Raw genomic sequence first — 19,452 nt, 5'->3', positions numbered from 1 at the left:
TTCAAAATTTTTATTCATTATATCACAGAAACAACAAAAACTGACCCGAAAGCCATTACTGCAACGCCTTCGGGCCAGTTTGTTATCTTTTCATAAAATCATGCATGGATTTGGCAGCCAGATTCCCCGGCGACCCGGAGACAAGCGCTCCATCCTTCCGCTCAAAGAACTGAATCCGTCTCGGTCTTCCAGGAATCAGATCAAAATAGTTATCCGAAAAAACACCCTCGGTTTCCGATGACAGCCAAACCTGCTTGGCTAGCGTACTCGATTCGACCATGCATTCACTCTCGCTGACTTTAGTAATAGTCAAAACCGGCTCTTGCAGCTTCAGGTCCTTTCCGGACACAAAATAATGCTCTTTGCAATCTATGATTCTTTCACCTGCAACAAGCTCTGTCTGAAAGACCGTGCCTGCCAGGTCATGTCCTTTCAGCAGCTCATCGGTTGACAGGGTCAAAACAACGACGCCTGTATTCCCTTCGAGTTTTACCGTGTCCTTGAGTTCCCTGATGACCTTTCCCTGAAAATCCATCAGCCTTGAAATAAGGGTTCCCTCCACCGGCTCCAGTCCGTCCGAAACCACATGAACCTCTATCTTTCCGCTGTTCGTGCCATCGATGGACACCATCACACCCTGAAAGCTTTTCTTCGCATAATAATGCAGCGCCTTCCACCTTCCGTAGTAATCCATGCTGGCCCATGAGGCCACCGGCCAACAGTCATTCATTTGCCAGTACAGGGTTCCCATGCAATACGGCTTTTTTCTGCGGTGCGCTTCAATCGCAGACTTGATGCCTTCCGCCTGAAGCACGTGGCTCATGTACAGGAACGACGGGAAGTCCTTTGCTTCCGGCAAGTATTTTTCCATGTATTCTTTAATGAGGGCATTGCCGCGCCCGTTTTTTTGGTGATGGAGCATTACCTCGGATTCAAGGGCCATGTCGTCATCTTCCGCGTACTGTTTGACACTTTTATATTCCGGAAACGATTGAAATCCATATTCACTCATAAAGCGACCGACATGGCTGTTGTATTCCTCAAAAGGCTTGGAGCCGTGCCACACATCCCAGTAGTGAATGTCGCCGCTGCCAGACGAATAGTGGGAATGCTGCTGCCCGTCATTGGACCAGTCGGCCATCGGTGATGACGGCCAATACGCGGTTTCAGGCGCGAGCCGCTGAACGGCCTCCGGCAGCAGGTCATGAAAAAGGGTATCATAGGCACTCCAGATTTCCTCTCTTTGCTCCTGTGAATACTGCTGCTTCCATCCCCAGCCCGCTTTCTCATCAAATTGGGCCCAGGCGGCATCCATTTCATTGTTGCCGCACCATAGGGCGATGCATGGATGGTTTCTTAAGCGCCTGATATTATCCTCTGCTTCAGCATTTACATTGTCCATAAACGCCTGATCTCCCGGATACATGCTGCAGGCAAACATAAAATCCTGCCAGATCAAGATTCCGTGCTCATCGCACAGCTCATAGAACTCATCGTTTTCATAAATGCCGCCGCCCCACACCCGGAGCATGTTCATGTTGGACATTTCTGCGCTGAGAATTTCATGCTTGTACCGCTCATACGTCACTTCCGACGCAAAGCTGTCGTTCGGAATATGGTTCGCTCCCTTGGCGAAAACCGGTACACCATTTAATTCAAAGTAAAAGGACGCGCCCTGCTCATCCTTTTCGCGAACCAGCTTGATGGAACGCAGCCCTGTGCGCACCGTTTTTTCCGCGATCACCTTTTCTTCCTGCGCAAACGATGCGGTAAAATCATACAAATGCGGTTCACCGAGACCCCTGCTCCACCAGAGCTTCGGGTTGGTTATTTTCAGTTCGACTTCAACCGTGTTGGAACCCGCAGCGAGCTGTACATCTCTTGAGAGGCTGACCCCCTCTGCTGCCAAATGCAGGGTGCCCCGAGCCTCGTTTTCCGTTTGAATTTGAACCACGGCTGTGAGCTCGGCGGAAGAGGAAGTGATTTTTTTCTGCTGAATAAAAAGGTCGCTGATCTCTGCCGTTGACCATCCTGTCAGTTCAACATTTCTCCAGATTCCGCTCGTCACAAAACGCGGACCCCAATCCCAGCCATAGTGATACGGCGCCTTTCTTGCAAACACGCTTAATTTCTTGTCGCCTACTTCTCCGTCTTCCGAATGATCATTGACCGCAGGCAGGTTATAGCCGAGCTTCTCCTGTTTTATGAGATCCTCTTGAATGGGTGAACGGAAGCGGACACGAAGCACATTGTTTTGCTCCTGAAGATAAGGCTTCACGTCTTTTTTCCACACCCTGAACATGTTGTCCGTCTGCAGAATTTCTGTATCATTCAGATAAACTTCGCCATACGTGTCCAGCCCGTGAAACGCAAGCTGTAGCCGGTCAAGGGAAAGCATCGCATGCGGAACATCAAAGGTGGTCACATACTCCCAGTCTTTCTTATCAATCCATTGCAGCTTGAGCTCATTTTTGCCGTAGAACGGATCCGGAATCAGTCCGTTTTTTAAAAGATCAGTGTGCACACATCCTGGAACGGCTGCGGGAAGCCAGTTCTGTTCGTCACACGCCTTGAATTCCCAATCGGTCAGCTGCAGTGTGCTTTTAGTACGGGTTTCATTGAAGGATATTTCCTGTGTCATCACATTCTCTCCTCTTCACTCAACGTGGTATGGCTTGTGTTTCTGCTTGCTTTACTGAGGCCGCATTAATGGCGGAAATCTTAAAAGATTCCAGTCGCACCTCCGAATTATTTAAAGACTGGATATGAACCGTTTTTTCCTCTCCGGGCAGGAGGTCAAAAAAGTTGTCCGAGCAAACCACCTCTTCCTGGGGAATATCAATCTTTACAAACCGTGCGAGCTTGTCCGCTCTGACTGTAATTGCATTTTCTTCTTTGCTTTGTGCCATTTCTAGATGTGTCTCCGGATAGGTTATATCCTTGAAATCGCGCAAATAATACCGGTTTTCCGGAAACGTCCCATTTATGGAAGAAAGGCAAACAATTACATTCTCAGGCTTTTCCCCCTTGAGAATTTCTCTCTCGGTAAATTGGGCTAGAGATAAAACACTGTTTCCGGCCGCTTCAAAGTCCAGATCCTTTGAAAATACGGTTTTCCCGTTAAAATCAAGCACTTCCATTGTCACCGAGTCGTTCACGGGCTGCAGAGAATCATTGATCACCGTGAGTTCAAGGTCACTTCCCGGATCATGGTTCACTGTCACAAGTACAGGGGCAAAGAACCGTTTGGCATAGTAGTAAGACGCTTTTGGCAGCAATTCATAATCGACCATGGACCAGCTGGTGCCCGGCCAGCAATCATTAAGCTGCCAGATCAGCGCCCCGCTTGTATACGGCTTGCGGCGCCGGTAATGCTCAATTCCGTACTTCAGGCCCTCTGCCTGGGTCAGCATCGAATAGTTCATATACTCTTCAATGGTACCCGGCACACCGGTAAACCCTTCCATAAGAAGGATCCCTTTTTCGTGAAAGTGATCTTTGTTGCGGTAGGACATCTCGGCACTTTTCCAATAAAATTCGCCTTCTGGAATGTAGTTGGACAGGGTGTAGGCGTTGGAGGAAGCATGCATGCCAAACTCACTGGAAAAGAGGGTGAAATCCTTTTTGTACTGCTTGAACGAAACGCCTTCAAGCGAGATGTCCTGAATGACCGGCTCGCCCTTTTTTCTTGGCTCGACATTTCCATGCCAGACCACCCAGTTATGGCGGTCCCCCACGGTTTCATCATCGTCATCGCTGTCTCCCGAACTGCCAAAAGGAGAGCTTGGCCAATAGAGCCGGTCAGGATCAAGCTCTGCGAGCAGCTCCGGAATCACTTCATGATAAATAGACTCACCGTAAAATGGCGTGGTGATCTCGCCATCGGAATGCTTGCGGTCATAAATCCAGTCGATCTCATTATTGCCGCACCAGATTGCCAGGCACGAATAATTTCGGAGCCTTTTTATGACCTTCGTGATCTCGTCCTTTACATTGAGCATAAAGTTCCGGTTGTAATCGGGATAAAGGGCGTTGGCAAACATAAAGTCCTGCCAGACGAGCAGTCCCAGCCGGTCACATTCTCTGTAAAAGATATCCTTCTCATAGATGCCCCCGCCCCAGACGCGCATCATATTCATATGAGCGTCCTGAGCAAGCTCAAGCAATTTTGTGTACCTGCTGTTCTCTGCGCTGCCGATAAAGCTGTGAACCGGAATCCAGTTCGCGCCCTTCACAAAAAGCCGGACACCGTTCAGGTTGAAGGCAAACAGATTCTCCCCGTTTTCATGAGTTTGTTCCACCTGGATCTGGCGGATGCCAAAGCTCTGTTCGTGAACATCCAGCACCAAGCCGTCTTCACCTTTCAGTTCCACTTTTAATTGATACAGATGGGGCTCCCCGAGGTCATGCGTCCACCAGAGCTTGGGCCTGGGCACTTCTATCGTGGTTCTACCGTAAGCGCGGAGCACATCGGCATCGGAGGTGATAACTTCCGTTCCGGAGCGGAGTTCAACGGATAGGGACAGCGTTTCTTTGTTTTTAAACAACTGTTTAAAGCTGGCTTCCACTTCAATCACTGCTTGATCTTCTTCTATTTTCACCGTTTTTGCGTGTATTCCTTCAAGGTGGGCTTTTTTGTATTTTTTCAAGGAAACGTCTTTCCAGATTCCCGCTGTCACCAGGCGGGGACCCCAGTCCCAGCCAAAGTTCATCGCAGCTTTACGTGTCCAGATACGTTCCTTTCCATAGCTGCACCAATAATCCTGTTCCTTGTTTTTCATATGTAGAGAAATGGGATCGAATTTAACGGCAATCACATTCTTACCTCTTTGCACCTGACGGGTGATCTCAAAGGTATGCTCCACCAGCATGTTCTCCGTGCTTCCTATTTCTTTGCCGTTAAGATAAATGGTCGCATAGGTGTCGAGGCCCTCAAAAATCAGATGCAGATAGTCCTCTTCAAGGCATTCATCCTCCCACAGAAACGTGGTGCGGTACCACCATTCTTTTTCTTCCATCCAGCCGCAGGCCAGATCGTTATGCCCCACGAACGGATCTTCAATCAACTTCTTCTCCAGAAGTTCCGAGTGGACATCTCCCGGTACAGACGCCTCCATCCAAAAATGATCGATATAGGATGGAGCTGCTACTTCCAGGGAAGGCACACTTCCCGGCTCAAACCATTTCAGTTTCCATTCACCTGTTAGCTTCATCACATTCTCTCCCTTTGCTCGTATTGTTGTCTTTCCTGCCCGGCATGAATGAGATTCCGGTATTGGGTTGGCGTCAATTTGGTGCTTTTCTTGAAAATATGCACAAAGTATTTGTATTCGCGGTACCCCACCCTTTCAGCAATTTCAAAAACGCGGCAGGAGGTTTCCTTCAATAATTTCTTTGCCTGTTCCAGCCTGACCTCATGCAAGAAATCATTAAAATGCTTTCCTGTTTCCTGCTTGATCAGCTGGCTGAAGTGGTTCGGCGAAACATGGATGATGCCCGCCAGTTCACCTGCCTTCAGGTCCTCGGCATAATGCTTTTGAATATAAGAAACGGCTTTCTTGATCAGCCAGCGTGATCCTTCTCCGGCAGCCGCCTGCTGAAGCAAGCCATAAGCGGACAAATCCTTTAAAAACAATTTCCTCAGCTGATCATACGAGTTGTACACCGTCGAATTTACTTCCTTTAAAAACTGGAAAGGAACCGTTGGTGGAAGCCCTTCCAAAAGGCTGCGTTCAACAGCCGAAACCGCCGAACAAATTACGCTGGCTGGACATCGGCAGTCAGAGAATTTCTGAAAAAGCGTTTCTGCTCCTTCTGCTGCATGCTCTGCTTCGAGCAAAAACACCTGCCTGATTTCTTCCTCCCATGTAAGAGAACAGGATGAATCCTCCACCTCCGACGTCCAATAAACAGGATCTGGCTGAAACGGATACCCTGCCAGTCCATGCAGTAATTCATGAAAACGGCTTTTCATGTCCTTACTGCTTTGAAAAAAAGGAGTCATGCACAACGAGCAGCTGATTCCTGCCTTCTTTTCCAATCCCTCTCTAACAGGAAGGAAATCCTCTTTTTCCTTTTGGCCGTCTTCTGCCAGACAAAGGGTAATCAGCCGGTTTTGGTCACTGAAAAAGGACGCACAGATCATACCCAGCTTGTTCAGCTCTGTTTCAAGCGATGTTTTCCACCGCTGTTTTAATGCCTGCTCCTGCTCTGGATTGAGGTCCCCGGTTTGTTCACTGTACAGCTGAATTTCGCTTCCCAGTAAAAACAAGTGCTTTCCCTCAAGGCACACATTAGCAGTGTGTTTCCCATCCAGCTCATGATCGAGGACCGTATCCGTCAGCAGCTGCTGCAACTGCTGCCGGCACTCTTTTTCGCGATTGTTCCGCCTTTCATTTGAAATTCTTTGTACAAGAACCATTAATTCTTCAATATCCACCGGTTTCAGCAAATAATCTTTCACACCCAGCCTCATTGCCCGCTGTGCGTATTCAAACTCTTCATAGCCACTGACCATGACGGTCTCAATGCCAGGAGCGTTCTTATATACCCATTCTCTCAGCTTCAATCCATCCATGACCGGCATTTTCACATCGGATAAAATAATATCCACTTCGGTTTCCCGCAAAATCTCGATCGCTTCTTCACCGTCATAGGCTTCTCCAACAACTTCCGCGTTGATTTGGTCCCATGGCACAGTTTCCTTCAACCCCTGCACAATCACCGGTTCATCATCCACAATCAACACTCTCACCGTCATCGTCCATCACCTTCGCTTTTATCAGCATTAAAAGGAAAGACAAGCCTGACCCATGCCCCTGACTCCTTCTTCCTGATTTCCAGTTTCCCCTTATCTCCATATGCGCTTGTTAACCGGTCCTGGATGTTTTGAAGGGCAAAGCCCCCTTTCATGGCAGATGCCGCCTCTTTGGGAGAAAATCCCCTGCCGTTATCCATGACATCAATAACCAGCCTGTTTTCTTCCTGAAAACAGCGGATATAGATTTTCCTGATTTTCCGCATATTTTCAAAACCGTGCTGCAGGCTGTTTTCAATTAGCGGCTGGATCAGCTGTTTAAGTACCCGGACTTCCATCACCCCGGCATCGCAGTACACCGTATATTCCAGCTTTTTGCCGAGCCTTCTTTTTTGCAGCGCCAGGTAGCTCTGGCTGTAGGTCAGTTCGTCCTTAAGTGAAATCCAGGGTTTTCCCCGGTTCAGGCTGATCCGGAACATTTTGGAAAGCTGTTCGATCAGCATGCTCGTGTCCATCGCTTTTTCAAGACGGGCAGTCCATCGGATCATATCGAGTGTGTTGTACAGAAAATGAGGATTGATCTGGCTTTGCAGCAGCTTTAAATCTGCTTCCCTGCTGCGGATTTCCATCTTGTATTCCTTTTCGATCAAGTGCTGAATCCGCTCCACCATTTTATTAAACCTTAAGCCGAGAAGTCCGATTTCGTCATGGGACTGGACCAGGACATTTGCAGAAAAATCGCCTTTTTCCACTTGCCGGGTCTGCTCCGTCAAACGGACGATCCGCTTAATGTTAAAGTGGTAAAAACCGGCCATGGCCAAAATTCCGAACAAGGTGAGGACAACCATCATCATGATGATCGAATCCACAATCTTTTTCAGTCCTTCTGCTACATTCGTTTTGTCGACAATGGCCACAAGAACCAAATCTGTTCCTTCGAGCGGCTGGGTCACCACATGATATTTCTCTGATCCCTTTTCATAAATAAAAGATCCTCCATGGTCTTTCCGGAGCTGCGCCTTGTTCATAAAATGCTTGTCGGGATACGTTCTTCCAATCAACGATGGATCGGGGTGAAGGACGACTTTGCGGTTGTGGTCCAGCACAAAGGTTTGCTGCAGGCTTTTCGAGTCCGTTTCAATGAGCTGATACAGCTTGGCGGCATCGAGCCGGATGGTCACCAGCCCGATTGACCGGGTGATATTGTTGATGTCATTGATCACCCTGAACAAGCTGACCACCTTTTTCCTGCGGCCCCAATTGTCCTCGATCGTATAGGCTTCGCTCCATAACACGTTGCCGTGAAGGGCCTTCGCTTTCCTTTCCCAGACTCCTTCCTCATTCTTCTGGGGCGGGGTGCCGATCTGAATCCGGTTGTCATGAAGGCCGGTAAGCGTAATGGAATCGAGGTACGGTTTCGAATTCAAATGAAAAACCGCATAGCCGTTGATCCTTTCTTCCAGATGCTTCAGCCGGGTCTGGTTCTGTGGTGTACCCGGCGTCGTCAAAAATGTACGGAAGTCATTGCTGTATATCATGTAGGATGAAATATCTTCAATGCTGAGAATGGCAGCTGACATATTGTCCTCCACCTTTTCCAGATGGCTTTTCGTATTGTCGATCGCCTGCAGCTGGATGGCCTGGTCCGCCTGCGAATAAATGAATAAGCTGAAGGCGATCATCGGGATCATCACCAGTGCCATGAAAATGAATAAGAACTTCCATTTCAGCTGCCAGTCGGGAAAATAGAAAAGCCGTTTCATTGCATCTACTCCTGTTATGCTTCGTATAACACTAGCTTAGCCTTTTACCGCACCGGCTGTCATCCCCTTCACGAGATGGTCCTCAAGCAGCAAATAAATGATAATGACCGGAATCACAGCCATTGTCAGCCCTGCCATCTGGGCGCCATAATTGGTGGTAAATTGCCCGGCAAAATTGGCCAGCCCGAGCGGGAGTGTTTTCAGCGAGTCATCATTGATCAGCACAAGCGCGAACGAAAACTCGTTCCAGTTGTTGATGAAGTTCAGGATAATAACCGTGGCCAATGCCGGCCGGGTCATGGGAAGAATAATCGAAAAGAAGATCCGGAACACACCGCACCCGTCCATGATCGCCGATTCTTCGATATCCCGTGGAAAGGACTTCATGAAGCTGACCAGGATAAAGATCGTGATGGGCAGGTTAAAGGCAATGTACGGTAAAACAAGCCCAATGTGCGTGTTTAAGAGACCCAAAGACTTCATCAGCAGAAACATCGGAACGAGCGTCGCATGAATAGGAATCAGCATGCCAAACACAAAGAAGGCGTACACCATCTTTCCCCATTTAAAAGCGAACCGCGCCAGAAAGTAGGAGGCGATGGCTCCGGCAAAAATCGTTACCGCCACTGCGGCCACGGAAACAATGACACTGTTAAAAAAATAAGTGCCGAGCTTTGCTGTCTCCCAGGCGGTCTTATAATTATCAAACATCCATTGCACCGGAAACCCGAACGGATTCTTTGCAAAATCGATATTGCTTTTAAACGAATTCAGAAACATCCAGATCATCGGATAGGCGTTCACCAGCCCATAGACCACAAGCAAAAGATAAATCAGCGCCTTTTTCGAAAAACGCCTGCCCTTGCCTGATTCTTTTTGAAGTTCAATATTTTTTTGTTTACCAACCATCACATGAGCCATTTTAATCCCCCCTTTTTCTCAGAATAAGAGTAGACAAGTAGACGAGCGCGAGACTGAAGAAAAAGATAAAGAGCGAAAGAGTGCTTCCATAGCCGTATCTTGTGGAAGAGAACGTCTGGTCAAACATGTACATGGCGAGCACTTCCGTCGTATGGCCCGGCCCTCCCGTTGTCATGACATAAATGAGGTCAAACGTCCGCAGGCTCCCGCTGATGCATAGAATCACGGCCACCATAATGGTATTTCTCATCATGGGCAGTGTAATGTACAATGTCCGTTTAAGGCCGGACGCTCCGTCAATTTTCGCAGCTTCATAGATTTCTTCCGGTATATTCTGGAGCGCCGCCAGAAAGATGATCAAATACAGCCCGATAAACTGCCAGATGATCGTCACACATACAGAAAACATGGCCCATTTCGGATCTCCAAGCCAGTTCTGTGCCCAGTCGCCAAGACCGATTCCTTCAAGCAACTGGTTGAAGAGCCCCCTTCTCGAGTTATACATCATCCCCCAGACAAGAGAGATAATGACGGTCGAGATGACAACCGGCATGAAGCCCAGCGTTCTGAACACCTTGCCAAATTTCAGCTTGCGGTTGATCAGCAAGGCAAAAAACAGGGCGAGCGGAACCTGTCCAAAAACGGACGCTGCCACGACCAGAAGGTTGTTTTTCAATGCTCCCCAGAACACCGGGTCATGCAATGCTTCCTTAAAGTTTGCCAGTCCGACAAACTTCATTTCCGTAAAACCGTCCCAATCCATAACCGAATAATAGAATGAAAGAATGATCGGAACGATGGCAAATAACAGATAGATGATCAGCGCCGGCGCAATGCCGATAAGGGCCGGCCACTTGTAGCGGTTTAACAGATGCATGGTATCCCTCCTTAAAAAGGAGGAAATCAAGCAAGTTTACTTGATTTCCAACTGATTCCTTTTACTTTTCTTTATCCACTGCAGCCTGCAGTTTTTTGGCAAGCTGTTCAGGCGTCATCTGGCCAAGCGTGACCTCTTGCAATCCTGAATTGATCGCATCCGTAACATCCACCGGAAGAGTCGCATCATAAACCGGCGCGATATGGTCACCCGTCAGTTTAGATACCTGTTTCAAGGCCTGGCTTACTCCTTTAGGCGGATCAATATCAGCAGGAACCAGAATATCTGCTTTCATTAAATCGGTATAATATTCTTTACTGTAAAAGCTTTTCAGGAATTCCTGTGCGGCTTTCAGCTTCTCCCCCTTCAGCTTGCTGTTCAGGGCAATGCCTGTCCCGGTAACCGCAGAAACGGCTTCAGGGTTGCCTTTACCTCCATCAATGGAAGGGAAAAGGGCAATTCCCATGCTGCTGTCATCTTCCATTGCCTCAAGAACAGGGCCCAGTGACCAGGCACCATCAATCATCATCGCCGCATCACCCATAACGAATAGGTCTCTGTGCTGGATATTGTCAATGGAATTAAAGTCGTCGTTAAAGGCCTTCATATCCGCAAGTTCCTTAATGACACCGACTGCTTTCACAAACTGCGGATCCGTAAACTTCTTTTTGCCCTCCAATACATCCGGAAGGAAATTGCTTCCTGTCATGCGGTCACCAATCATGGACATGTAGGAAGACTGCAGCACCCATTGCGCTTTATTGCCAAGCGTAATTGGAATCACATCTTGCTTTTTCAGTTTTTTAACGAGCGTTTTGAAATCTTCATAGGTTTTTGGAAAGTTCTTATATCCAGCTTTGGCCAGCATCTTTTTGTTATAGTAAACAAGGCTTGTCGGCGTTACATTCGCCGGCAGTGCATATTGCTTTCCGTCCACATTGTAATCGGACAGCTGGTTTTTCTTAATCAAGCCGTCCCAATGGCTCAATATACCGTTGAGCGGCTGAATGAGCTTGCCGTTTACAAGCGGCGTGAGCTCGGCACCCGGCCATACCTGCACAAGGTCCGGCAGCTGCTGTCCTGCGGCTTGCGTTTTTACTTTGACCTTAAACTGGTCATGAGGAATGTTTTGCTGCTTGATCACAATGTTTGGATGTTCCTTCTCAAACTTCTTAACCGCCTTTAAGCTCGCCTTATTTTGCGGGGAAGGATCAGTCCATATGTTCCAAAACGTCAGTTCAACCTTATCTCCGCTTCCGTTGCCCGAAGCCTTTTCGCCATTGCTCGAACAGGCTGACATCAGGACCAGCATCAATGCCGATACTACCAAAAGCGCTCTTGCTCTCAACCGTTTACTCATCTTCTACGCCCCCTCAATCCATTGTTTTAAACGATAGTTTAATTGTAAACGGTTTCATAATGGCTGATAATCCGAAAAAATTAAGATAGCATCCTAAATTTTCACCTATTTTCTGTTATTTCTGATTTTTCAAATTAACTCACCAGTTCATCTTTTAAGTATGTGCGTTTACTCGCGGTTCGACATAAGCTACTCACCGCTTTAGTCTGATTACTCACCATATGACTTCGGTTACTCACGGAAACAGGAGCTTTACTCACCATTTTGCGCCGATTACTCACCACACCCATCATTTTCATAGAAAAAAACCACCCAGCATTGCTGGATGGTTCCATTGATATTATATTAGACTATGCTTTCAATTCCAAAACAGAAACATCTTCTTCCTTCAAGGCGCTCTTTGCCGTCGCTTTTGCAAAAATAGTTCCGAGTACACAGACCGCGAAGTTCGCCATCAGTCCGATGACACCTCCATGTATGCCGTATACCGTTTTGTGCCCTGTCAGCGTCAGGTACCCCGATAAAGCAGCACCGATCAGCATCCCCAAAAACACAGGTTTGGCGCTCATTTTCTTCCAGTACAACCCGAGAACAAAGGCCGGGAAAACTTGTACAAGAAGCTCAAACTTTAGTACAAAAATCTGATAAAGCGTTCCTGGCGGGTTCCATGCGATGATGAGCAGGCCAAAGATGGCAACAATGCCTCCCACCTTTCCTACCATAACTTTTTTATGCTCAGAGGCATTTGGGTTAATGAACTTGCCATACACATCATTGGACAGCATGGATGAAAAGCTTAGCAGCACAGAGTCAGCGGTGGACAGAATCGCTGCCACAATCCCCCCAAAAAAGATGATCATCATCCAGTAATAGATGGGATGAATGGCGGCGATCTTGTTCGCCATGAGACCAACAAGCTGCTCTGATCCTCCTGTATCCAGGTTAGGAAACAGCATCAGCCCCACAATTCCGATGACAAATACCAAACCGGTCGTGATCGGCGGCATCCACGCCATGCGGGCGAACGATTTCTTCAAGGTGCGCTCACTTTGTGCTGAATAGATCCGCTGCACAGCATGAGGATAGATACTGGCACCCAAACCAACGAGAACAAGCATGCTCAGCCAGTTGATGGACGTTTCCGCTGGGGGAACAGCTACTTTGGCAGGCTCACTTTGCTGTATATAGTTGGTCACCTCACTGAAGTTGCCCCCAACTAAATACAAGGCACCAATCAGAAAAACAAAGATACCCACCATCAAAATAATACCCTGCATAACATCGGTGAAGGCTACTGCTTTCATACCGCCCATCCATTCGTAGGCGAGCATGACCAGCACAAAGGCAATAACCGCAATTTGATAGGGAATGGTTCCGCCCGTCATGCCGGCGACTGCCTGTCCAATCGCCACCAGCTGCTCGAGCAGATAGTTCCCCAATCCCCAGAGCATCAAAAAGATACTGAGAAGCGTAACCGCTTTGGATTTAAAACGAAACTCGAGCCAGTCGGTCGGTGTAATGAACTTTTTCCGTTTGGCAACCACATAAAGCCTTGGCGCAAACAAAAGATAAACACCGATAATGATCGTCATAAATGAAATCGACTGCAGCCAGGAAAAACCGGTTCTGTAGGCGCTCGGCGCATAACCCACGATGGTGTTTCCACTGTATTGTGTGGCGTACAGAGTAAAGAACAAGGCGATAAATCCAAGGTTTCTGCCTGCCAGGTAATACCCTGAAAGACTGTGATGCAGGTTCTTTTCCCCACGTCCTGATAAGTAGCCAATCACAAGCATGATCACCGCAAAAGCTGACAATATAATGATGCCATCCATTCCCGCAAATGTCAGTTTCATCGCTGAGCCTCCTCTGCCCGTTCCGCTTCTTCCTCATCCTCCACAATGTTCCACTGTTTAAGGCACAGCCAGCTCAGATAGGCAGATAAAACAAGCGTAAAAACAGTGGAAAGAAACGCCCATAAAGGAAATCCAAAAACAAAAGGCTCTACTGCACTTTCAGGAAAATACCACGGAACGATCGCCAAAACAATCAGTAAAAGCAAAAGCCATATCCACTTCTTCTGAATCGGTTCTTTAATCCCGTCATTCTTCATGTCCCTTTTCTCCTCCATCCCGCATTCACAACTGGTAACCGCTTTCATTCATATCCTTAAATCACTTGTCTTTCCTGCAATTCCGTAAGCTTATCCTCACTGTAGCCGAGCAGCTCACCATAGATCTCACGGTTATGCTTGCCCATCGTCTCAGCCCCTGGATATTTGACCTTGCCCGGTGTGCGGCTCAGCTTTGGAACAACACCTGGCATCGGAAACTCGCCGAGAATCGGATGCTCCACGTTCACAATCATTTCCCTTTCCTTGTACTGAGGGTCCTCCAGCACTTCCTTTGCCGTGTAGATCAATCCCGACGGCACTCCCTTTTTATCAAGAATGGCAAGCGATTCTTTGGCATCGAGTGTTTTTGTCCATTCCTCAATAAGCAGGTCAAGCTCTTTCATATGTTCTCCTCGGGCTCCATGTGTGGCATACTTCGGGTCATCGGCGAGCTCGGGCTGTCCCATCGCTTCGCACAGCCGCCTGAATACACCATCAGCGTTCGCCCCAATCACGATGTAGGTTTTATCTTTTGTAAAATAAATGTTGGATGGTGCCACACCGGGAAGGATATTTCCCATCCGCTCCCGGATATAGCCGGCAAGCAAATAGTCCGGAATCATGCTTTCCATTACGGAAAACACAGATTCATAGAGTGCCGTGTCAACCACCTGTCCGCGGCCTGACGTTTCTCTTTCATGGACCGCAACCAGACAGCCGATTGTTGCGAACAATGCAGCCAGTGTGTCGCCAATGGACACCCCGATCCTCGATGGCGGCCTGTCGGGAAAGCCCGTCACATTTCGAAGCCCGCCCATCGCCTCGCCGACGCTTCCAAATCCGGCACGATGCCGGTAAGGGCCTGTCTGTCCATAACCGGATGTACGGACCATGATCAGCTTCGGGTTAATCTCTGACAGCTCCTCATACGACAGATTCCATTTCTCCATCGTTCCCGGTCGGAAATTTTCAATAATAATATCCGTTTTTTTCACAAGCTCCTTTAAAATTTTCTGACCTTCTTCTTCCCGCAGGTTGAGTGTTATCGACTTTTTGTTGCGGGACTGAACAGGCCACCATAAGCCGGTTCCTTCCTTCGAGTTCCCCCAGTTCCGCATGGGATCGCTTTTTCCCGGCGGTTCCACTTTGATAAGCTCCGCCCCAAAATCACCGAGCAGCCGCCCTGTAAACGGACCGGCGATCAGCGTTCCAAGCTCAAGCACCCGCAAATCCTGCAGCGGAAGTTGATTAGTTTCCACGTAACTCCTCCTCATCTGAGCCGACCAGCTAATTATTACGCAATTTTCTGAATTATGTATACAAATTTAAGTCATTGTATACAAGAAGTCAACAGCTTATTAAAAAATAGGGAAATTTAATAAAATTAAGCGTTTTCTTTCCTGTTTTTTCAGAAAATATTGATAACTATTTTTCTATTGTATACAATCAGGATGAGGTGTTGTTATGGATGCATACAAGTTTATAAAGGATTCCATCATTCAAGGAAAATTCGAGCCGGGTGCCAGACTGGCGGAAGAAACACTCGCCAAAACACTCAGCTTAAGCCGCACCCCCATCCGGGAAGCGATTAAACAACTCGAAGCGGAAGGACTTGTTATTCCTTTAAAACGCGGGGTGGGAGTACGAAACTTTACCAGAGAGGACATCCGCCAAATCTATGATTTGCGGACGATTCTCGAAAGCTATGCGGCAGGCCAGGCGGCCATCCATAGAACAGCAGAAGATCTGGAGAGAATGCAGGACGCTAATAACCGGTATGAAAAAGTCATCCAAACCTATGTCGAATCCGATATTGACCGCATAGGGGAGATTACAGAGGTCAACCAGGAGTTTCATGAGGCGATTGTGGCAGCGGCGAGAAATGACCACCTCTACTTCCACATTTCCAAGGTTGTAGTCGTACCGCTCGTTTTCCGGTCATTCTATTGGTACAACCAATTTCAGATTCTTCAATCCCTGGAAGTCCACAAAACGATACTCGAAGCCATCACCAACCAGGAGCCTGAGCGGGCACGGATTGCGATGCATGAACACATTTATCAGGGACGGGATCATGTACTAACGAATTTCGAAAAAATAACATCCCCCTCATAAGGAGGCAGGACCATGATTGAACTATGTGAAGTTGGACCGCGTGACGGTCTCCAAAATGAAAGCAAGCTGCTGTCTGCCGAAACCAAACTGGATTTAATCGAACGTTTAATTTCCGCAGGCCTCCGCAATATCGAGTGTGTTTCTTTTGTAAACCCCAAAGTTGTGCCGCAAATGGCCGATGCCGAAGAAATTGTTTCACGACTTCCCAAACGGGAGGATGTCCGCTATGGCGGTCTTGTGCTAAGCGAATCCGGTCTTAAACGTGCTCTTAAAACCGACATTGATGCGCTGCATGTTGTTACGACTTCCAGTGACAGTTTTAATCTGAAAAACGCAAGGCGGACAGTGGAACAAGCGGTGGCAGAACTTGTTCCTGTCATTAAGGAAGGACGGTCTGCCGGCAAAGTGGTGTCAGGTGTGCTCGGGACCGCTTTCGGATGCCCGTTTGAAGGCGAAGTGCCGTTAAAAAATGTTCTTGGTATTGCAGAGAAATTTTTAAAAGCAGGATGCACCGAGATCACGCTGGCTGACACGACCGGAATGGCCAACCCGGCCCAGGTCAGAGAGGTGGTTTCCCGGTTTTATGAAGCGTTCGGGCATGACCTTTCACTCGGGCTTCACTTCCATAACACCCGTGGCCTCGGATTGGCGAACATTCTCGCGGGATACCAGTCAGGTGTAAAACGGTTTGATTCTTCCATTGCCGGTCTCGGGGGCTGCCCTTTTGCTCCAAAAGCCGTCGGCAATGTATGTACGGAGGATATGGTGAATATGTTTCATGAAATGGGGATCGAAACCCGAACCGACCTGCAGCAACTGATTGAAGCGGCCCAGTGGATGGAAAATGTGATGGAACGGCCGTTAGCCGGAATGCTCATGAAGGCGGGCACCGCTTGATTTCAATAAGGAAGGGTAACTGCAGCGGCTGCAGTTACCCTTTTTTCATGAATTATTGTATGCTAAATGAACCAATACACAGAAAAGAGGCGGTTTTTTTGAGTTTAGCAGGTTTTAACTCCTTTGACCGGTATGTCCTCCCCCATCTTCCGCTGTTCGCCATCGGGGCAGCGGCCATATTGATCTATGCCGGTATTCTCTATTACCGGGCCAAGGCGACCGGCATGGGTTTTGGGTTTATTATTGTTGCCGTGATTCTAGTGATTGCGGCGAATATTTATAAGTAAAAATAAGCAAACTTCTTTCCGTTCATGTTATTTGTCCAAGCCGTCCGGCCGGCATTGCATATACTGGATTATCCGCAACGGACAAATTATTTGAAAGGAGAGCAACTATTGGCTAATCACTTAAATAGAAGCAATTCCTGTATTTGCAGGTTTATAAGAAGCCTCAAACCCGGGGAACTGATTACCATTTTTTTTAGGGACTCCTCCGCTTCTTCTTACGGCGCCTTTATTTCCTATAATGCTAAAAATGACGTTGTAACTATAGGAGTACTTAATGGCGGAGGCATACAACGATTCAGATGCCAGGATGTAAGCTTTGTTCAACTCGGTGAACAACCACCTCAGCCTGGTCCAACTCCCTTTACCTGTGGCGCTTTATCATGCTTATGGGTGGAGGATCCAAACGATCCTATCTATATTCCTCCTGCCAACTCAGCTTACTACGAAACCGTCCGTTATGATGCATCCGCCTTCAACGGGACAGACCCATCGGCTTTTTATAAAATGTGGTATGATACAGGATCCTCACCTTCCATTGCTTTAGCTACATCTCCTGATGGAAAAAATTGGGTTCCGTCTAATGACACTGTACGCGGTTTGATTTCCACAGCCCGTCATTCACGGATTTTATATGATCCAAATGGTTTTGGAATAGGTTATCAATACAGAATTTGGTATTGGAACAGTAATTTTAGAGAATATTCCAGTTGTCCAGCGCTGCCTAATAATCAAGTCTGTCTGATCCGGACGGCTGTATCGAACGATGGCATCACTTGGCTCGATGAATCAAACATTAGTCCGTACAAGGACCAGCCCATTAAGCAAGACTCAGAAAATCCATTATTCCTTACAGGAAGTGCGGCCAATGGGAGTTTTGGACCTGCCGATATCTTGTATTATCCAGAAAATCCCCCAGTTCTCGATGTGGCAAATCCTTTCAACAATCGCTATGTTATGTATTATAGTATTCGAGCAACGCCATCTCCGCCATTGAGTACCGCGTTTGAACAGATTGCACTGGCAGTTTCAACAGATGGAATCACATGGAGTTCCTATGGTTTTAATCCTATAACCGGCCCTCAGATCATCCTCCCTCGTGGCGCTACTGATGCAGATTGGGATCTTCGTTATGCTTCAGTTGGAATGGTAGTCGTCCAGCTCGGACCAAACAATTTCAAAATGTGGTATAGCGGCGGCCATGACAGATCACAGGAAGGCATTGGATGTGCTTCTTCAACAGATGGCATCCATTGGACAAAATATGCGGGCAATCCGGTTTTATCCTTTAGAGACAATGTTGCATGGAGAAATTGGAGAACATATAATCCTTGGGTGCTAGTCAATCCAGAAAGATTTAACGGCCACGGAGATCCTGTCTGCTCCAAGCTTTGGTTTTCAGGACAACAAGGCAACGATAACAATCCCTTAAGAATTGGCTACGCCTTAAATGCTAATGAGGATTCACCGGTATAAAAGCAAGAAGCCAGTGCCCAAAAAAGGTACTGGTTTTCTCTATCTTCGTATTTTAGACAGCAGCCGGAGAATCTCCACATAGAGCCAGACGAGGGTAATCATTAAACCAAACCCAGCGTACCACTCCATGTATTTGGGCGCTCTCCGGTTCACACCGCGTTCGATAAAATCAAAATCCAGCACAAGATTGAGGGCCGCTACACCGACGATCACAAGGCTGATCAGAATGCCAAGCCAGCCGGTTTCGTGAAGGTATGGAACCTGAAGACCAAAGAAGCGGAGCATCAGATCTACTAGGTAGACAATGAGAATACCGAGCGTGGCAGAAAGGACGCCCATCCTGAAGTTTTTAGTCACCTTGATCCATCCCAGCTTGTAGACGATTAACAGTGCAAAAAGCACGCTGAACGTGAGCACGACCGCCTGGGTGGCAATTCCTGAATATTTGTCTTCGTACATGGCACTGATGCCGCCGAGGGCAAATCCTTCAAGCAATGCGTAAAGCGGGGCTGAAAAGGGAGCCGCTCTTGGTACAAATATTGTAAAAAGAGAAACGGCCAGTGAACCGATCACCCCTAAAAGAAGCAGCCCCTGGATCTCTTTGCCATCATAATACTGATTCCATGTATAAAAGGCTGTGGCACAAATGAGCACGAGAAGGATGAACGTTTTGTTTACCGTTCCCTGCAGTGTCATTGGATGGTTCAGCCCCTGATTTTTCAGGTTCGAAAAGGTTGAATCTTTTAAACTTGGATTTGCGCTTCTCATGGATTCCCTCCTTTTTGTCCATCATACTAAAACTTATGCAGGGGTTCCAATTTCATGTTATAGCTTTGTGTGGTGATGAACATACAAACGGCTGCCTCAGAAGTATATTACTTTAGAGGCA

The 19,452-nt window shown here is 47.6% G+C and carries 15 protein-coding genes; 4 read left to right on the top strand and 11 right to left on the bottom strand.

The window, feature by feature from the left end; genetic code table 11:
- Nucleotides 1-82: 82 nt before the first annotated feature.
- The 10 genes from QYB97_RS07015 to QYB97_RS06970 all read right to left on the bottom strand — a co-directional run bounded on the left by QYB97_RS07015 (nucleotide 83) and on the right by QYB97_RS06970 (nucleotide 15,050).
- Nucleotides 83-2,641: a beta-mannosidase gene (locus QYB97_RS07015; RefSeq protein ID WP_301165263.1), complete on the bottom strand. Its 2,559-nt coding sequence runs from the start codon at nucleotides 2,639-2,641 to the stop codon at nucleotides 83-85.
- Nucleotides 2,642-2,660: 19 nt separating this feature from the next.
- Complete coding sequence (locus QYB97_RS07010; RefSeq protein WP_301165262.1) at nucleotides 2,661-5,213, bottom strand: beta-mannosidase; 2,553 nt, start codon at nucleotides 5,211-5,213, stop codon at nucleotides 2,661-2,663.
- The gene (locus QYB97_RS07005) at nucleotides 5,213-6,760 is read right to left on the bottom strand and encodes a response regulator transcription factor (RefSeq protein ID WP_301165261.1); all 1,548 of its coding nucleotides are present in this window, start codon (nucleotides 6,758-6,760) and stop codon (nucleotides 5,213-5,215) included. Before QYB97_RS07005 ends, QYB97_RS07010 begins: the two co-directional genes overlap by 1 nt.
- On the bottom strand, nucleotides 6,757-8,520 hold the full coding sequence (locus QYB97_RS07000) for a cache domain-containing sensor histidine kinase (protein WP_301165260.1): 1,764 nt from the start codon (nucleotides 8,518-8,520) through the stop codon (nucleotides 6,757-6,759). The genes QYB97_RS07005 and QYB97_RS07000 overlap by 4 nt, the downstream gene beginning before the upstream one ends.
- 36 nt (nucleotides 8,521-8,556) lie before the next feature.
- Nucleotides 8,557-9,441 (bottom strand): carbohydrate ABC transporter permease, encoded by an 885-nt coding sequence (locus QYB97_RS06995; protein ID WP_301165259.1) that lies wholly within the window; start codon nucleotides 9,439-9,441, stop codon nucleotides 8,557-8,559.
- Between the two features lies 1 nt (nucleotide 9,442).
- Nucleotides 9,443-10,318, bottom strand: coding sequence for a carbohydrate ABC transporter permease (locus QYB97_RS06990; protein WP_301165258.1), 876 nt, complete (start codon nucleotides 10,316-10,318; stop codon nucleotides 9,443-9,445).
- A 61-nt stretch (nucleotides 10,319-10,379) separates the two neighbouring features.
- Nucleotides 10,380-11,678, bottom strand: a complete 1,299-nt coding sequence (locus tag QYB97_RS06985; protein ID WP_301165257.1) for an extracellular solute-binding protein — start codon at nucleotides 11,676-11,678, stop codon at nucleotides 10,380-10,382.
- A gap of 350 nt (nucleotides 11,679-12,028) precedes the next feature.
- Nucleotides 12,029-13,534 (bottom strand): sodium:solute symporter family protein, encoded by a 1,506-nt coding sequence (locus tag QYB97_RS06980; RefSeq protein WP_301165256.1) that lies wholly within the window; start codon nucleotides 13,532-13,534, stop codon nucleotides 12,029-12,031.
- The gene (locus QYB97_RS06975) at nucleotides 13,531-13,791 is read right to left on the bottom strand and encodes a hypothetical protein (protein WP_301165255.1); all 261 of its coding nucleotides are present in this window, start codon (nucleotides 13,789-13,791) and stop codon (nucleotides 13,531-13,533) included. The genes QYB97_RS06980 and QYB97_RS06975 overlap by 4 nt, the downstream gene beginning before the upstream one ends.
- Nucleotides 13,792-13,847: 56 nt before the next feature.
- Nucleotides 13,848-15,050, bottom strand: coding sequence for a CaiB/BaiF CoA transferase family protein (locus tag QYB97_RS06970; protein WP_301165254.1), 1,203 nt, complete (start codon nucleotides 15,048-15,050; stop codon nucleotides 13,848-13,850).
- A 205-nt stretch (nucleotides 15,051-15,255) separates the two neighbouring features.
- On the opposite strand from QYB97_RS06970, the gene QYB97_RS06965 reads away from it, so the two are divergent.
- The 4 genes from QYB97_RS06965 (at nucleotide 15,256) to QYB97_RS06950 (ending at nucleotide 18,563) form a co-directional block, all read left to right on the top strand.
- The gene (locus QYB97_RS06965; RefSeq protein WP_301165253.1) at nucleotides 15,256-15,906 is read left to right on the top strand and encodes a GntR family transcriptional regulator; all 651 of its coding nucleotides are present in this window, start codon (nucleotides 15,256-15,258) and stop codon (nucleotides 15,904-15,906) included.
- Nucleotides 15,907-15,918: 12 nt separating this feature from the next.
- Entirely contained in the window at nucleotides 15,919-16,803 is an 885-nt protein-coding gene (locus QYB97_RS06960; protein WP_301165252.1) for a hydroxymethylglutaryl-CoA lyase, read from the top strand.
- 98 nt (nucleotides 16,804-16,901) lie between these two features.
- The gene (locus tag QYB97_RS06955) at nucleotides 16,902-17,090 is read left to right on the top strand and encodes a hypothetical protein (protein WP_301165251.1); all 189 of its coding nucleotides are present in this window, start codon (nucleotides 16,902-16,904) and stop codon (nucleotides 17,088-17,090) included.
- 108 nt (nucleotides 17,091-17,198) lie between these two features.
- Nucleotides 17,199-18,563 carry a glycoside hydrolase family protein gene (locus QYB97_RS06950; protein WP_301165250.1) on the top strand — a complete coding sequence of 455 codons (1,365 nt, stop codon included), beginning with the start codon at nucleotides 17,199-17,201 and terminating at the stop codon, nucleotides 18,561-18,563.
- A gap of 39 nt (nucleotides 18,564-18,602) precedes the next feature.
- Here the strand turns inward: QYB97_RS06950 and QYB97_RS06945 are convergent, their stop codons facing one another.
- Nucleotides 18,603-19,331, bottom strand: coding sequence for a Bax inhibitor-1/YccA family protein (locus QYB97_RS06945; protein ID WP_301165249.1), 729 nt, complete (start codon nucleotides 19,329-19,331; stop codon nucleotides 18,603-18,605).
- Nucleotides 19,332-19,452 lie beyond the last annotated feature (121 nt).

Source organism: Fictibacillus fluitans (genome assembly GCF_030418125.1).
GTDB lineage: Bacteria > Bacillota > Bacilli > Bacillales > Fictibacillaceae > Fictibacillus_C > Fictibacillus_C fluitans.
This window is presented reverse-complemented; position numbering and strand designations above follow the sequence as displayed.

What these genes read in the sequence shown, in the direction of transcription:
- QYB97_RS07015 (WP_301165263.1), bottom strand. Translation starts at nt 2,641, where the DNA reads ATGACACAGGAAATATCCTTCAATGAAACCCGTACTAAAAGCACACTG.
- QYB97_RS07010 (WP_301165262.1), bottom strand. Translation starts at nt 5,213, where the DNA reads ATGAAGCTAACAGGTGAATGGAAACTGAAATGGTTTGAGCCGGGAAGT.
- QYB97_RS07005 (WP_301165261.1), bottom strand. Translation starts at nt 6,760, where the DNA reads ATGACGGTGAGAGTGTTGATTGTGGATGATGAACCGGTGATTGTGCAG.
- QYB97_RS07000 (WP_301165260.1), bottom strand. Translation starts at nt 8,520, where the DNA reads ATGAAACGGCTTTTCTATTTTCCCGACTGGCAGCTGAAATGGAAGTTC.
- QYB97_RS06995 (WP_301165259.1), bottom strand. Translation starts at nt 9,441, where the DNA reads ATGGCTCATGTGATGGTTGGTAAACAAAAAAATATTGAACTTCAAAAA.
- QYB97_RS06990 (WP_301165258.1), bottom strand. Translation starts at nt 10,318, where the DNA reads ATGCATCTGTTAAACCGCTACAAGTGGCCGGCCCTTATCGGCATTGCG.
- QYB97_RS06985 (WP_301165257.1), bottom strand. Translation starts at nt 11,678, where the DNA reads ATGAGTAAACGGTTGAGAGCAAGAGCGCTTTTGGTAGTATCGGCATTG.
- QYB97_RS06980 (WP_301165256.1), bottom strand. Translation starts at nt 13,534, where the DNA reads ATGAAACTGACATTTGCGGGAATGGATGGCATCATTATATTGTCAGCT.
- QYB97_RS06975 (WP_301165255.1), bottom strand. Translation starts at nt 13,791, where the DNA reads ATGAAGAATGACGGGATTAAAGAACCGATTCAGAAGAAGTGGATATGG.
- QYB97_RS06965 (WP_301165253.1), top strand. Translation starts at nt 15,256, where the DNA reads ATGGATGCATACAAGTTTATAAAGGATTCCATCATTCAAGGAAAATTC.
- QYB97_RS06960 (WP_301165252.1), top strand. Translation starts at nt 15,919, where the DNA reads ATGATTGAACTATGTGAAGTTGGACCGCGTGACGGTCTCCAAAATGAA.
- QYB97_RS06945 (WP_301165249.1), bottom strand. Translation starts at nt 19,331, where the DNA reads ATGAGAAGCGCAAATCCAAGTTTAAAAGATTCAACCTTTTCGAACCTG.